Here is a 16891-nt window from a genome sequence, read left to right as displayed (position 1 = left end):
GCCTGAACCAGTTGTTGAGCCTGAACCAGTTGTTGAGCCTGAACCAGTTGTTGAGCCTGAACCAGTTGTTGAGCCTGAACCAGTTGTTGAGCCTGGCGTAAATAATTCTCAGTTAACCTCACACATTGATGATCCTCGTACCTTACTACGTTGTCCGACACAAGAGCTGGTGGGTGAGTGGACACCAGAGAAATGGGATTATTGGTTACAGACTGCTCGTGAGGCAGATGTCTTGGCCCAAGATGAGTTGGCGCTTGCTCGTCAAGGCATGATGACCGGTTTATGTGATGGTCAGGCAGTCTTTGTGACCAGTGTGGATAGCCGACATCTGCAAACGACTTTTCAACAGTTAGCAGCCAAATTGCAACAGCAGTTTACCCAAGCGGAGATCGACCTGAAAATTGATGGTAGCGTCATGATGGCTGAAGATAAAACACCTGAACGTCGCCAACAAAAACGCTTAGTACAAGCTAAGGCGGTTGCAGAGTCAAAATTGCTGAACACTCCAGTGATGCAATACCTAACTGAACGTGGTGAAGGAAGGATGGGTAAGGTACATTTGTATTAAGCAGTCAGAAAAAATATTGTTAAAATTATTTAAAGTTCTATATAGTTGTCAGACGCAATTACTACACAAAACATCAAGGTGATATTGTACTATCGTCTTGATGTTTTTACTTTTATTGCTTATAAAATGGATAAATCCGAATAATAGAAGTATGCTTAATTACTATAAGGAAATTAAAAATTCGTTATAGTGGTTAAGTTATATTAAAAATTGAAATGTAGCTTAGGTGAAAGTATGTTGGATAATTTACGCGGTATGGCTGTGTTTGCCAGTGTGGTCGGACATGGTTCTTTTAGTGGCTCAGCTCGTGAGCTAGGTATTACCACCAGTGCAGTTAGTCAGCAAATCAGATCATTAGAAAATGATTTAGGTGTGGTGTTACTGCATCGCTCAACTCGTAAGCTGAGCTTAACAGAAGCGGGTGAAAGTTTTTACGAGGCCGCAAAAGATGTGGTGAGTGCGGCTGAACAAGGCCGAATAAAGGTTAATCAACTGCGTGATGAGTTAGCAGGTAGCTTACGCGTGGCTACAACGCCTGAGCTAGGTGTGAATCATATTTTGCCAGCACTATCTACGTGGATGGCAGCGCATGATGATCTTAGCATTACCTATTTAGCAGACAATCATTATGTCGATATGATTGACGCGCGTATCGATATAGCGATACGGATGAGCCCATCGATGAATGACTCTAGTCTGAGCAGTCATCCTTTGACAGACGTGCGTCAAATGCTCGTTGCTTCACCGCAATATCTACGTCAACATACTAAGTTACAAACGCCCAAAGATTTGGCCGATCACCAGCTGATTTGTATTGAAATCATGAAAGATGCCAATCAAATTGATTTGGTTCAAACCGAAACGGGTAAAAAAACCCGCACAAAAATGAACTCACGCATTTATACCAACAATGTCTTTATGGCAACCACTTTGGCCAAAGAAGGCCATGGTTTGGTTAGAATGTTGGAAATGGATATCAAGAAAGAGCTTGAGAGTGGTGAGTTGGTTGAAGTTTTAACTGGTTATCAGTTACCAAGCTTTGTGCTATATGCAGTTACCTTAAATGGTGAACAGCAACCCGCTAAAATAACTCGCTGTTTAGAAGTTTTGAAAAAGTATTTTCATGCCAATTAAGTGGTAACTTAATGACATGCTAGAAGTTCAGTGATTAGCAGTCAGCAAAAAGCCTATAGATATAACTATCTATAGGCTTTTTTATGGTTCTCAGTTCTATATCAACTGAATAGAGTGTGAAGAGCCTTATCGCTTAGTCTGTCATCTATAGTGCTTTTGCTAATCTGACTTGCACATATTCAAATGATTGTGAATTAACTATGGTATTTATCAGCCACACTCTAAAAAGACGGTTGTAATAAATAAACCAAGCGTTCAACCACTTGTGTGCTCTCATCTCGGCTCATATTCAGCGGCGGTAGCAAACGTATCACATGGCCACCAGTAACGTTGATGATTAGCTTTTGCTCATCACGTGCACGATCTACGAGCTGACTACAGTCCATGTCTTCAGGCAAGGCGATACCAATCATCATCCCTGCACCGCGACTGCTCACGCCATGTTGTCCCAGTGTATCAACTAGCGTCTCTCGAATGAATAGCCCTTCAATAACCGCATTTTCCATTATGTTACTGTTGCCGAGTACATCATAGACAGTATGCACCACGCGGCTTGCCAATGGCGTGCCACCATACGTTGAGCCGTGACTACCTGCACCAAACAAACCATTAGCACGTCCGCGTACCATACAGGCTCCCACTGGGAAACCATTGCCTAATCCTTTAGCTGTTGTCAATACATCAGGGCGCGCATTACTATGTTGATAAGCGAAATACTTACCAGTACGGCCGTTACCTGTCTGAACTTCATCCAACATAAATAGCCAGTTGTTAGCTTCACACTCTGCTTGTATCTCTTCAAGGTACGTAAACCCGTTGGCAGCGGTGTTCAAACCACCTTCACCTTGAATAGGCTCTACAAAGATAGCGCAAATATCATCATGGTCTTGTGCTGCTTGCTTAATGGCTGAAATATCGCCAAATGGAACACGAATAAAGTCATCATCTAATGTATAAAAGCCTTCACGCGCTTTTGGATTGGCAGTGGCAGACAGTGACAGTAATGTGCGACCGTGAAATGATTGTTCCATTACGATAACTTTTGGACGTTTAAAACCTTGCTTATGTGCGTATAGTCTTGCCAGTTTTAAGGCCGCCTCATTTGCTTCAGCACCACTATTGGCAAAAAACACGCTATCCATTCGAGCTGCCGTGCACAGAATCTCTCCTGCACGCTCTTGCCAGTCAATACCGAATAGATTGCTGGTATGCACTAGAGTCGCTGCTTGCTGCTGAATGGCATCGGTCACCTGTGGATGGCAATGCCCCAATCCGCAGACAGCAATGCCAGTCAGTGCGTCTAAATAAGGCGTATCATCTTTGGTATATAACCAACTGCCCGAACCACGCGTAAAGTTGATTGGCTGGCGGTTATAAGTGGGCATCAGGTAAGTAGCAGACATATAAAACATCCTTAAGAGGAACAGTGAGTAAAAAGAAAAGTGATTGGTTATAGCTCGTCAGAGAATGGCGTGGTTTCCGCAGGCAAAGTATAGTCTTCATTTGCCCATGAACCTAAGTCGATAAGTTTGCATTGACTACTACAAAACGGCTTATATTTATTATCCTGCCATGCTGTTTGGGTGCCGCAGCGTGGGCAAGGATAAGTCTTGGGTGATGTGTTGGGGGTAGGGTCAGTCATAATAAGAGTGAAAGCATCCTCGATTTATTTGAATTATTAATAGTGAATGACAGTCAGTAGGTTTGCCTACGTGATGATTAATAGACGGTTTTAGCATTGCTAGCTGTCGTCATATTACTATTGCAGCGGATTGACTATATAATAGCATGCAGCCGAATAATGGCAAAAGACAAATACTTTAAGGATAGTAAATGACTGACAATATTGAGCTTACGCATCAACAAGAGCGTGCATTTCAACCACAGAGACTCTCAGCACCGCGTGACTTTATCTTGCCAAGCATCATTGGTGAAAACAAAAATAATCTGCCCTTATTATTAGAGATTGGTGCAGGGAAGGGCAAGCATGCGCTTGGTTTTGCAGTACAAAATCCTGATAAGCATTTGATAGCAATTGAGCGTACACGCAACAAATTCGAAGCATTTGCGAAACTGGCGGCAATACAAGCTTCACAGAACCTAGACGCGATTCATGCTGATGCCATTGCATGGACGGTGCACGCTATCAAGCCGAACAGTTTGGCAAAAATATTTATTCTTTATCCAAATCCTGAACAGCATAACCCCAATCAACAGTGGCTAAATATGCCATTTTTTGAGTTTCTATTGTCACGTTTGCAGATAGGTGGCGAGGTAGTGCTCGTCACCAATATAGAAGCATATATGGATAATGCAGAGCAGCAGGCAACCAAGGTATGGTGCCTGCCAAACACTCGATATACAGTAGCGACTGATAGCCAGCGCACACATTTTGAAGTGAAGTATCTAGCGCGCGGAGAAACATGTTGGGAGCTGAACATGCGTAAGCCAGAAGGGTATAAAACAAGGTTTGATGAATGGCAAGTAGGCCATATAAGCGAAGACAAATAGCCTAAGTAAAAATAATATGAATATGAAGAGGGACTGGAATAATCAAAACTAACAAATATAAAATAGCCTAAGCAAATAAAATCAATAAAAGATAAAGCCGTCACTAAAAGACGGCCAAAAAATAGGTAATTATTCGATACTATAAATAGGGTTTAACGAGCTTATTAGAATCGGTATAAGCATCCAAAACTGTCAAAAAAGTATAAGCTCCGATGAATTTACGGCTGATAAACATAAATTCTTTCGGTGGTAGGTTAAATTCGAAAGACTGCATTGCTCGTGTGGCTTCTGTAGAAAGGCGCGAGTGTAGCTTGCTATTCGCCCAAATATAGCGGTTGCCTTCATCTAGACAGACAGACGGGATATCAGGATTCATCGCTGGATCGCTGAATGGCTCTGTTGCCAACAGAAATAGCGAAGCAATATCGGAACGCACTTTGCCACTCATACTATCAAAGAAATCATAACCAGTCATTGCTAGATTCATCGCTTGATGGTTATGGCGGTAGCCAGCTTTTAACAAGCCGTGGGCAATGGTTAATAAGTTATTATCAAACTGGCGAATCGCACCAAAATCTAGTAAGACTAATTTATCGATACCATCTTTATCCTCACTGACTCGAACTAGATAGTTACCAAAGTTTGGATCTGTCTGCATTTCACCCCAAACAAAAATCTCTTGCATCATGATTTCGATAGCAGCTTGACCAATGGCATTACGGCGCTCATGAGGGAGTAATTGTAGGGCATCAGATACAACTGTGATACCTGGCTCATAAGACATGCACAATAAACGCTTTTTTGAATAACTGCGGTTAATCTTAGGAACGACATAACGCGGATCGTTGCTTAGGCGCTCATAAAAACGTTCTGTGGTTGATGCTTCTGCTTCATAATCGACTTCATGATGGAGTAGGTCACGTATCTCTTCGAACCATGCATCGAGTGAGCGAGTTTGTGGAACGATGTTACTGACTTTCAATAATTGCTTGAATAGAGAAAGGTCAGAGTTGATAGCATCGGCCACACCTGGATATTGGATTTTTAGTACTACTTGCTCGCCAGTTTCGATGACTGTTGCGCGGTGTACTTGGGCAAGTGAAGCGGTTCCAATAGGGACAGTGTCAACTTCTAGTTCATCTAACTTCTTACCCAACAACTGACGTAATGTAAGCTCTATCGTTGGCCATGATAATGTAGCCGTATCGTCATTTAGGGTTTGGAGCGCGCGCGTGATTTCAGGTGGTAAAATGTGCTCACCATAAATTGCCAGCATTTGGCCAATCTTTACGACAGAACCTTTTAACTTACCGAGCTCTGATGCAAGGTAATTTGCTTGTTCTTCCATAAAAGCTTGGTTACGCGCTGTACGCGTCTCTTTATTCAAAAACATGCCAGACACGCTATTACCTGCCCAACGACGACCAATGTTTAAGGAAGTTTTGGCAATCGACATTCGACGCTCAAACCCTGAGGTTTTTAAGTTATCGATGGATTGCTTATTGCTAGAAGGTTTAGACGTATCATTTGCCATAAATATAATCATTCATCCGGTTGGTATTGATTTGTGGGTTAGGAACCTACAATACAAGGGAGATACGATGCATAGGGGTAAAATTGTATCATATAAAGCATATCTGGTTGATGAGTCTGTTGATAATACTAAGGTTGAATAGCCTCTTTGATACTTATGTTAACATTTAATTTTTGCTAAATTATTGGGTATCATTTTGTAGAAATATACTAGGGTCTGTTTGGAAGACGAAACTGTATCAAAAAATAAGACCTAGCGTGTTGCTAGGTCGAATAATAGAATAGAAGGATTTTACTCAGTTAGATGACTAACTGATTTTACGGTAATGAATTTACTGAGCATTTTCGCGAGCAATGGCATGATGGCCAATGTCACGACGATACTGTGCACCATCAAAACTAATCGCACCTGTCACGGCTAATGCAGCTTGTTGAGCATCAGCGATATTGTCTGCCAGTGCAGTCACGCATAACACACGACCACCATTGGTCACCACTTCATTCTCAGAGCTGGCTTCGTCAGCATTAGAAAATGCCGTACCCGCATGGAATACCTTAACGGCATTGTCATTATTGCTATCTAACTTTGGCAAGCCAGCGATAACGTCACCTTTTGAAGAGGTTTCTGGATAGCCTTTAGACGCAACAACGATACCGAGAGCAGGGCGGGCATCCCATTTAGCATCACTAGGCAACTGACCTGCTAGCCCTTGAGCGACCAAATCTACCATTGATGACTGTAAACGCATCAAGATAGGCTGTGTCTCTGGATCGCCGAAGCGGCAGTTGAATTCGATCACATAAGGATCGCCTGCTTCATCAATCATAAGGCCAGCATATAAGAAGCCCGTATAAGGATGACCGGCATCTTTCATGGCATCAACCACTGGCTGAATGACTTGAGTCATTACCTTGTCATGTACATCCTGAGTGACGACTGGTGCAGGAGAGTATGCGCCCATACCGCCCGTGTTTGGCCCTGTATCACCTTCGAAAGCACGCTTGTGATCTTGGCTGGTTGCCATCGGTAAGATATTGTCGCCATCAACCATGCAAATAAAGCTGGCTTCTTCGCCTTGCAAAAACTGCTCAATAACCACACGGCTACCTGCATCACCAAATTTATTGTCTGCTAGCATGTCGTCGATTGCATCATGTGCTTGTTCGATCGTTTCAGCAACGATGACGCCTTTACCAGCAGCTAAACCATCAGCTTTGATAACGATTGGTGCACCTTGCTCATCGATATAAGCTTTGGCTGCTGTTGCATCTGTAAAGCCTTGATAAGCAGCTGTTGGGATATTGTTTTGCGCCATAAATTCTTTAGCAAAGGTCTTTGAGCCTTCTAATTGTGCACAATATGCTGTCGGACCCCATGCTTTGATGCCAGCATCACGACATGCATCAACGATACCAGTCACCAAAGGTGCTTCTGGTCCAACGATGACCATGTCGATATCATTATTTTGGCAAAACGCTATCACTGCGCTATGTTCACTAGCGTTATCACCAGTAGATTCTAAGATTACGTTTTGGCATTTAGGTTCAAGTGCAGTACCAGCATTACCAGGAGCGATGTAGATATTATTGACCTTATCGTCTTTTGCACACTGCCATGCCAGCGCGTGTTCGCGACCACCTGAACCGATTACCAAAATATTCATCATACGTCTCGCCCTTAGCATTAAAATTAATAATGAGTTAGTCACACACTCTCAAATATACCGGCATATTCTAACAAAAAAGTCGTACTGATTACCATGAGTATCACTTGCCAGCAGCCAATCAATAACAAAGACAAGCAAAAGTATACTTTTATCTCATTAGCAAATGTTATCGACATGTTGCTGATTCATGAAATGATGTTGCACACTTCAGCTAGCGCCCTAGTTGCGTTACACTTCACTAGATTAATGGCGTTATATCCTGATTGCTGCATGTCATCGAAATATAGTAGTAAATATAGGAGAAAAACTCAAAAAAGTAAGAAAAAATTAGAATAATTTGTATAAATGGCTATACTGCCTCGCGGCATCAATAGTATTCAATATATTCATGCGCTGCCAGTGATGTTACTCATTAATAAACTCAAATAAATAATAGATAGACCAGATCTATAAAAAAGGATAAAGAACATGCCAAACTCTCTTAGTATCGCAACAGAGCGAATCAGTCAGATAAGCGATATTGCGACCAGTTATGTACAAAAAGATAAGTCGTTGTTTGACCATTTTATTCATAGCTATTACCAGCCGCTCCACCAAGAAACGGCAAAAGTCATCAGTAATGCTGATTTGGCAGGCATGGCGTTACATCACTTTACTTTGCTCAAAGCCTATGACCGCAGTAGACCACAACTGACTGTACTCAACCCTAAAGCGGAAGAGCAGCATTTTCACAGTTCGCACACAGTAATCCAAATTGTGGCTTATGACCGATCGTTCTTAGTCGATACGATTTTGATGAGTCTCGAAGCGGAGGGTATCGATGTACATCGTACTTACAATATCATTGTTAGCGTTGATCGTAACGATGATGGTGATATTACGCATATCGAAGGCGCACATGAAAGTGCCACTTCACATCTGTCTTTGATTCATTGCGAGATTGCTTATCAAAATGACGAAGATTTGGACGCACTACAACAAATGCTATTGGCTAAAATCGATACGCTAGATACAGTCGTTGGTGACTGGACGCAAATGCGCTCGAAGCTGACAGATATTAAGGCAGAGCTGTCTACAAAACCATTGCCAGAAGTATTTTATTCACAGCAAGAGATCCAAGCGTTTTTAGATTGGGTATTAGACGATCATTTTATATTCTTGGGTTATCGCGAATACCGCTTAGAAGGCGGGCAATCTGTTGAAGTTGATACCGATTCTGTGGACTTGGATTTATTTGCCATTGGTAATAGTGGTCTTGGTTTATTACGCGGTGCTGAAGAAGACAAATTGTCAGAGAGCTTTAGTCAACTGCCTAAAGTATTGAAGCAACTATTGACTGAGCCACGCGTATTGATGCTATCAAAATCAAGCCGAGTATCGCCTGTACATCGCCCAGTATATATGGACTTTTTGGGCATTCATAAGTTTGATGACAACGGTAAGCTGGTTGGTGAATATCGATTCATCGGTTTATTGACCTCACAAGCATATCAACTGACCGTACAGCAAATACCGCTATTACGTGAAAAAGCCAATAAGATTATGGCCATGGCAGAGTTGCCACGTGACGGTCATGCCCATCATAAAATGATGCATGTGATTAACACGTTACCGCGTGATGATTTATTCCAAGCCGGTGTCGAAGAGTTATATCCTATCGTATCTGGTATTAGCCAGTTACAAGACAAAAAGAGCTTGCGTCTATTCAGCCGTATTGATCATTATCAGCGTTTTGTCTCGTGCTTGGTCTACATCCCACGTGATAAGTTCAACACTGAGCTGCGTATCAAAGTACAAAACGTGCTAAAAGATGCTTATGGTGGAACCTCTTCAGGATTTACCACTGAGTTCAATGAATCTGCTCATGCTCGTGTGCATGTCCATGTACGCACAGTGCCTGGTCAAGTGAACGACGTCAATACGACAGCACTAGAAGCCAAATTGTCAGCGTTAATGGAGTCATGGAGTGATGACTATCAAAGAGTACTTCTTGATAATGTCGGTGAGCAGCATGCCAACGCCTTAAACCGTCGCTTTTTGAACTACATTCCTGCCGCGTATCAAGAGCGTTTCGATGCGCGTACAGCGGTTGAAGATACCAAGCGCTTGGCTGTATTGACCGCAGAGCAACCGATGATTTGGCACTTGTACCAATCAACGGGTGATGCAAGCAACCAGTTGCATCTAAAACTCTACGGTCGTGAGCAGCCTGTTATTTTATCCAAAGTCCTGCCAATTCTTGAAAACTTTGGTGTGTCGGTTATTTCAGCACAGACCTATGAGTTCGACTTGCCAGAGCAGCCGATTTGGATGCAAGAGTATGAGCTGACGCTAGAACATGTCGATACCGTCAATATGCAAGTGGTACGTGGTCAGTTCGAAGACAGTCTCAAACAAATTTGGGCAGGACGTGTTGAAAGTGACTCCTTTAACGAATTGGTATTAACGACCAACTTGGATACTTATGGGGTGGTATTATTACGAGCGCTATCACGCTATATGATGCAAGCCCGCGCACCATTCTCTAGTAACTACATTCAACAAACTGTGGTAAAAAACAGCGATATCAGTGTGGTACTGGTCAGCCTGTTTGATGCTCGCATGAATCCGAAGTACAGTGAAGATGAGCGCACACAGCAAACGGCTCAGGTACAAGAAAAAATCATCGCAGCGCTAGCAGATGTAGACAGTCTCGATGAAGACCGTATCCTCCGTTGGTACTTAGATTTAATCAATGCCATGGTACGTACCAACTTCTACCAGACTGATACCGATGGTCAGCGTAAAGATCGTTTGTCGTTTAAGTTTTTGGCAGCAGATATTCCTGACTTGCCTAAACCTAAACCGATGTTTGAGATATTTGTATACTCGCCACGTGTTGAAGCTGTCCATTTACGTGGAGGCAAGGTTGCCCGTGGTGGTTTGCGCTGGTCAGATCGTATGGAAGATTTCCGTACCGAAGTACTGGGCTTAGTTAAAGCACAGATGGTGAAAAACGCAGTGATTGTGCCTGTTGGTTCAAAAGGCGGCTTCATCGTCAAAACCAAAACCATGGCGGATGGTCGTGAAGCATTTCAAGCGGAAGGTATCGCTTGTTATCAGACTTTCTTGCGCGGTATGCTCGATGTTACAGACAACATCGTAGACGGCGTGATTGTCCCGCCAGCCAATACAGTCAGACATGATGAAGACGATCCATACTTGGTTGTTGCTGCAGATAAAGGTACAGCGACTTTCTCTGACATCGCCAACGCCTTAGCAGCAGAATACAACTTCTGGCTTGATGATGCCTTTGCTTCAGGTGGTTCAGTAGGTTATGACCATAAAGCGATGGGTATCACGGCACGTGGTGGTTGGGAGTCGGTCAAACGTCACTTCCGTATGCGCGGTATGGACATCCAAAACCGTGATGACTTCACTGTCGTCGGTATTGGTGATATGAGTGGTGATGTATTCGGTAACGGTATGCTGCTCTCAACCCATACTAAGCTGGTCGCCGCCTTTAACCATCTGCACATCTTCATTGATCCTAATCCAGACACTGCGGCCTCTTATGCTGAGCGCGCACGTTTGTTTGAGTTACCACGCTCATCATGGGCAGATTATGAAACCTCATTAATCAGCCAAGGTGGTGGTATATTCTCACGCCAAGACAAAAAAATCGCTATCAGTGCCGAGATGAAAGAAATCTTTGATATCCACGAAGACAGTCTCGCACCCAATGATTTAATCAGTGCGTTATTGAAATCGCCTGTTGATCTCATCTGGAACGGCGGTATCGGTACTTATGTCAAAAGCGCTAATGAGACCCATGCTGATGTCGGCGACCGTGCGAATGACTCACTACGTATCGACGGCAACGAGCTTCGCTGTGCGGTGATTGGTGAAGGCGGTAACTTAGGCTTCACGCAGCAAGGCCGTATTGAATATGCTCAAACGGGCGGACGCATTTATACAGATGCCATTGATAACTCAGGCGGTGTTAACTGCTCGGATCACGAAGTCAATATCAAAATCTTATTGGGTAAAGTGGTTGAGCAAGGTGACATGACTTTAAAGCAGCGTAATGAGCTGTTAGAGAGCATGACCGATAACGTGGCAGAATTGGTACTACGCCAAAACTACCTACAGCCTCAAGCGATTGAACTGAGTCACATTCGTGCATCAGCGAACCTAAGCGATCATCAACGCTTTATTCAGATGCTAGAAGGCGAAGGACGTCTCGACCGTGCAATCGAATATCTGCCATCAGATGAAGAGATTGCCAAACGTCAAAAATCGAATGCTGGCCTGACCAATCCTGAGCTAGCCGTTGTGATGGCTTACGGTAAGATGTGGGTGTATGACAACTTATTGTCTTCTGATTTGCCAGATGATCCATACTTCATCAACGAGCTGCGTAAGTACTTCCCTGATGAGCTAGCGTCACGCTTCTTTGATGAGATGACAGAGCATCGCTTACATCGTGAGATTATCAGTACTTATCTGACCAATAGCGTGGTCAACCGTTTGGGTATCGAAGCACTGTTCCGTCTGTTCGAAGAGACCGATCAATCACTGGCCACCATCGTGCGTGGCTATGCGATTAGCCGTGATGTTTTTGATGTGTCAAAAGCTTGGAAAACGCTTGAGTCGTTGGACAATCAAGTCGATGCTACGTTACTGTTAAATCTCGAGCTACGTCTGCGTGATGCACTTGAGAGCGGTGTCGTTTGGTTTATCAATGCCTTTGGTCAAGATTTGCAAGTCGCTGATATGATTAGCCGCTTTAGCGATAGCGTTGAAAAGCTAACGAAACCAGGTGGTTTCATTGAGCAACAATTTGCAGCGTACTTGCAAGAAGATACGACTAGCCTGATGCAGGAAGACCTGTCTAATAGTGATGCTGCATTGTTTGCTATGCTGCCTTATCATGTGGATGCCCTCGATGCCGCGCTGTTAGCAGAGCTGTACGAGCGTCCTGTTGATGAGATTGCAACACTATACTTTGAAGCCTACCATGTCTTGCAGTTAGACTGGATGATGGACAATATCGCCACCTTACCACAGCAAGATTACTGGGATCGCCGTGCACGTCATGCATTGATGAATGAGCTGTCACGTAGCTTGCGTCTGTTGATGGATGCCATATTATCTAAACCAGATGCGAAACAAGCGTTTGGCGAGTGGCGCTCACGTCACTTAGATCATCTAGAATCTGTCACATCAGAGATGAGCAAGTTAGATCAGCTTCATGCTAATGATGCAGACAGTCAAATCAGCCTGTCTACATTATCAGTGTTGATGAGTGAGCTGAGTGGTTTAGTCACTAAGTAATTAATTAAGTAACTAAATGAGTGATTGAATAAGTCACTGACTGAATAAAATACTATCTCAAAAAAACCACCGTTATTAATTAACGGTGGTTTTTTATTATCTGATCAAACAAGAGCGTTTACATCTTGATTACTGACACTCTATTATTGAAAAATGGATTAACTTACGAGGCTTTTTCACCGACAACTCTCTGACACCCTTGACCGCTAATTTGGCTAAAGCCACCAGAGATTTTTTCAACCTTAATTTGGGTTAAGATACGGTCTTTTAGTGCCTGCACGTGGGAGATAATACCGATTAACTTGCCTTCCTGTTGTAAGCTCGTTAACGTATCGAGGGCGATATCAAGTGACTCTTCATCCAGTGTGCCGAAGCCTTCATCCAAGAATAACGAATCCACGCGAATGTTATGACTGGCCATTTGTGATAGTCCCAAGGCAAGTGCTAAGCTGATAATAAAGCCTTCGCCACCAGAGAGGTTTTTAGTACTACGAACATCGCCGCCCTGATAATTATCAATCACATTAAGCTCAAGCGGATTGTGGTCGTCATGGATGAGTAGGTAACGGTCACTCATTTTTTGCAATTGCGTATTTGCATGACTAATCATAACTTCAAACGTTAACCCTTGAGCAAAGGTACGATATTTTTTACCATCAGCTGACCCAATTAGCGTATGTAGCTGCTGCCAAACTTGTAGCTTTTGTTTTTGCTCGTCGATAGCCACGAGTTGTGCTACTTGTTCGCCTTTTTGATTGTCGTTATCTTTGAGCTTTTGGTCAATTGCGCCTATCTTCTGACTGAGTTGATCAATATCTGTCTGTATTTGATGATACTCGCCAGCAAGCGTTTCTCTATCCTTATCTGTCATAGGAGCAGCAAGTTTTTGCGCTAATAATTGCTGAGTACTATCTAGCTGTGACTTCACCTGTCGCAAGGCATTGTCGATAATCGATTTACGTATGTGTAGTGCTTCACGCTCTTGTTTAGGCAGGCGTGCACTGACAAAAGCAGCTTCGTCGGCGAACTGTGATTCTGATAGTAAATTAGTAAACTCGATTTGTTGTGTATTAAGCGTACCAGTCGCAGATTGTAGCTCTGTTGCTAGCTGCTGCTGTCTAACCTTTAATTGTTCTAATGTCTGCTGTATGGTGTCTAGCTGCCTTTGTGCCATTACCTTACCGGTTTGAGCTTTATCGACCGCACTTCGTAATTGAGTCTCCTCAGCATCTACTTCTTTATCCGCAAAAATCTCTTTTCTATCTTGCTTTAATTTCTCGATAGTATTGGTTTTATTAGTAGTTAAGCGCTCTAGTTCTTCGAGCGATTTTTCGTCATTGGTAAGCTGTGCTTGTTTGGCATCAATCTGTGCTGTTAAGCCGCTTATCGTATTGGTTAGCTCCTGTTGTTCGTTTTTTTGCTCATGGCAATATTGTTTTAACTGACTTAGGGCGCCACGCTGTTGACGGAGTCTTTCGATATGAGGGTCATAGTCTGAGCTGTCTATGACGGTATGCTCAGTAACCCCATCATTCAGTTGCTTGAGTGCACCATTGATGTCTGCTGTACTAACAGCTACAGATAAATACTCTTTATGGTTCTCTATAGGGTATTTATGCGCTAGAGCTGAAACAGCGGTCATAATAGGTGCCAATTCAGAGAAGTTGGCAGCGATACTTTCTTCAATACTCTCAATTTTCTGTGCATTAAGCTTACTATCAGTTGCCAAATTACTGATGTCGCGAATAAGTACTTGTTGATGCTTTTCATCGGTTTCGATTGCAGTACTAATATGTGCAATACGTTGTGTCAGCACATCGTATTGGCCCATCATGGTTTGTAGAGACTGCTTGTAATCAATCAGATTGTGTTTGGCGGCATCCAATAAAGATAGAGAGTTGTCTACGTCAATCGAACCATTGACGTTATCCATAATTTGAGTAAGCGGATGAATGGTCGCTGCAATGGATTCAGAGTAACTATTTTTATCATCAAATAATGAGGCCAGATAAACCTGAATATCAGTAGATAAGGTCTCTGTCTCTTGCTGTAAAGGCGCTAATTGCTGTTGTTGGTTATTAAGCGTTTCTTTCTTTGTGGCATGCTCAAGACGGTGTTTTGATAATGTCTGCTCAAGATTGTCTATAACAGTTTCTAGTGCCGCCATTTCTTGCTGAATCTTTTGTGTTTTAGACAATTGGCTTTGGTCGGCATTGTCGTCGATATGATTGTCTAATAACGGATGGTGTTTACCATAAGGATGTTCATGAGCACCACAAAGCGGGCAGGGCGATCCGTCTTGTAGTTCTGTTATATAGTCTTCAAGCTTAGCGACTTTCTGTAGTAGATTTAGATGCTCTTGTTTATCTTGTCGTTTGAGCTTAGCATTTTGAATGTCTGATTGATGACTGGTAATTATCTCTTCTAAATTAGTTAACGCTTGGCTAAGTGCTGGTAGTGAAAGAGTGGTTCTTTTGATTTGGCTAGTAAGTTCGGACAGTCGTTGTAACTTGAAACGAGCCTGCTCAGTTTGGTTATTAATTTGATCAACATGTTCTTGATCACGACGCATACTAACCAGCGATTGTTTTTGGATGAGTGCTGCTTGCTGCTGTCGTACGCTGGCAAGTTGCTCACGCTGTTGTGTTATTAATGACGTATCAGCGTCCTGCTGCTGAGACAATTGATCAAAACTTGCTTGTAGTTGGCTGGCTTGATGACCATGTGTTCGTTTATCGGCAGCTAAGCGCATATTGTCTTCTAGCAATGACTTTAATCGGCTACAGCTGCTATCAAAGGTTGCCATATCTGTATCGAGATCGTTTACCTCTGGATAGTCATTAAAGTACTTTTCTATACTGTCAAACTGAGTGTTAATATCCTGCTTTGTTTGTTTATGGCTAGCTATTTCTTGACGTAATTGTTGAGTATTATTAACCAGTACGCCTTTACGTTGATTGTCATTTGATAAAGCATGAGCTTGCTGTTTTATATCAGCATCTAATTCACGCACCTTCTTAATAATGGGTAAAGCGGTTTGTAAGTTATCTGTGGCGTTCTTTTCAAAAGTACTCGCCTCATTTAGATGACTTGAAGCTTGCCCAAGCGCTTCTTCCTGTGTCGGGATTTTACTAAGCAATGTTTGTTGCTCAGCATTCAATCTATTGACCATCTCTCGGCTATAGCACAGCGCGCGAAACTGGCTGTCAATTTCTAAGGCTTTGGTCGCAATATCTAAGCGTTGTGCTTCTGGGATAAAATCTTTCTGTTCCTGTTGCGCTGTTGCGAACTCAGCCTGATAAACCGAGAGGTTCTGTTGTAGTTGATAGAAGCTATCCAACCACTGTAGTTGTTCACTCAGGGTTTTGAATGTTTGTCGTTGTTTGATTTGCTGTTGATTCAGAGTGTCTAACTCTGTAGCCAGTCGTCTTTCATCTTCAATATTTAATAAGGATAAGCTATTAACGCCTGCTAGTAACTTGCCAAGCACTTCTTCCTCTGAGCGTTTTTTCTCGTGCACATTTAACGATATTTTGGCATAGACGGCCGTACCCGTTATTTTTTCTAAAATGGCAGCTCTATCACCAATATCAGACTTCAAAAACGCCGCAAAACTACCTTGTGCCAACATGATGGAACGAGTAAATTGATTAAAGTCCATACCGATTAGATCTTGAATGTAGGCTGATGTTTTAGATTTTTTCTCTTCTAAAATAGCACCTGTTTCAACATCACTAATCTCATGCTTAATCGGTAATAAGTTGCCTTTGGCTTTTTTGTGGGCACGATGTTGATACCAATAGCATAGATAGCGTTTGGAATTTATCTCGATGATAACCTCTGCTGAGCACTCGCCCGTACCTTGGGTCATTATCTCATTCGTTGAACCCGTAATATCACCCAATCTTGGCGTTTGACTGTATAGCGCTAAGCAAACGGCATCCAGTATGGTGGTCTTGCCAGCACCTGTTTGCCCAGTAATAGCAAAAATGCCCTCATTGAGAAAAGCAGGGTCGCTAAAATCAATGTGCCATTCACCTTTTAGCGAGTTTAGATTTTTTAGTCGTAGTTCAATTAGGCGCATGGGCAGGTCTTATTTTGATATAGGGCAGTGTTAAAAGCTGAGAAAGCTAAAGGCATCAGTTAAAAGTTAGAAGCTATG

At 42.8% G+C, this 16891-nt stretch carries 8 protein-coding genes and 1 pseudogene; 4 read left to right on the top strand and 5 right to left on the bottom strand.

Annotation, left to right across the window (positions count from 1 at the left end):
• A pseudogene (locus I6E84_RS07935) lies at positions 1 to 568 on the top strand (DNA polymerase III subunit gamma/tau); the annotation flags it as partial.
• A gap of 234 nt (positions 569 to 802) precedes the next feature.
• Entirely contained in the window at positions 803 to 1702 is a 900-nt protein-coding gene (locus I6E84_RS07930; RefSeq protein WP_110923512.1) for a LysR family transcriptional regulator, read from the top strand.
• Between the two features lie 221 nt (positions 1703 to 1923).
• On the opposite strand, the gene I6E84_RS07925 is transcribed toward I6E84_RS07930, so the two are convergent.
• The gene (locus I6E84_RS07925) at positions 1924 to 3105 is read right to left on the bottom strand and encodes an aspartate aminotransferase family protein (RefSeq protein WP_197217311.1); all 1182 of its coding nucleotides are present in this window, start codon (positions 3103 to 3105) and stop codon (positions 1924 to 1926) included.
• A gap of 47 nt (positions 3106 to 3152) precedes the next feature.
• Complete coding sequence (locus tag I6E84_RS07920; RefSeq protein ID WP_197101193.1) at positions 3153 to 3344, bottom strand: DNA gyrase inhibitor YacG; 192 nt, start codon at positions 3342 to 3344, stop codon at positions 3153 to 3155.
• A 191-nt stretch (positions 3345 to 3535) separates the two neighbouring features.
• Between I6E84_RS07920 and I6E84_RS07915 the strand changes: the two genes are divergently transcribed.
• Positions 3536 to 4213, top strand: coding sequence for a DUF938 domain-containing protein (locus I6E84_RS07915; RefSeq protein ID WP_197217310.1), 678 nt, complete (start codon positions 3536 to 3538; stop codon positions 4211 to 4213).
• Between the two features lie 139 nt (positions 4214 to 4352).
• Here I6E84_RS07915 and I6E84_RS07910 read toward each other — a convergent pair whose 3' ends face one another.
• Positions 4353 to 5747, bottom strand: coding sequence for an ABC1 kinase family protein (locus I6E84_RS07910; RefSeq protein WP_197217309.1), 1395 nt, complete (start codon positions 5745 to 5747; stop codon positions 4353 to 4355).
• Between the two features lie 331 nt (positions 5748 to 6078).
• Positions 6079 to 7410: a phosphoribosylamine--glycine ligase gene (gene purD / locus I6E84_RS07905; protein ID WP_197217336.1), complete on the bottom strand. Its 1332-nt coding sequence runs from the start codon at positions 7408 to 7410 to the stop codon at positions 6079 to 6081.
• 471 nt (positions 7411 to 7881) lie between these two features.
• On the opposite strand from purD, the gene I6E84_RS07900 reads away from it, so the two are divergent.
• Positions 7882 to 12729 (top strand): NAD-glutamate dehydrogenase, encoded by a 4848-nt coding sequence (locus I6E84_RS07900; RefSeq protein ID WP_197217308.1) that lies wholly within the window; start codon positions 7882 to 7884, stop codon positions 12727 to 12729.
• Between the two features lie 163 nt (positions 12730 to 12892).
• Here I6E84_RS07900 and I6E84_RS07895 read toward each other — a convergent pair whose 3' ends face one another.
• Positions 12893 to 16813, bottom strand: a complete 3921-nt coding sequence (locus I6E84_RS07895; protein ID WP_197217307.1) for an AAA family ATPase — start codon at positions 16811 to 16813, stop codon at positions 12893 to 12895.
• Positions 16814 to 16891 lie beyond the last annotated feature (78 nt).

The sequence above is a fragment of the Psychrobacter sp. SCQQ22 genome, from assembly GCF_015864605.1.
In the GTDB taxonomy this organism is placed as follows: domain Bacteria; phylum Pseudomonadota; class Gammaproteobacteria; order Pseudomonadales; family Moraxellaceae; genus Psychrobacter; species Psychrobacter fozii.
This window is presented reverse-complemented; position numbering and strand designations above follow the sequence as displayed.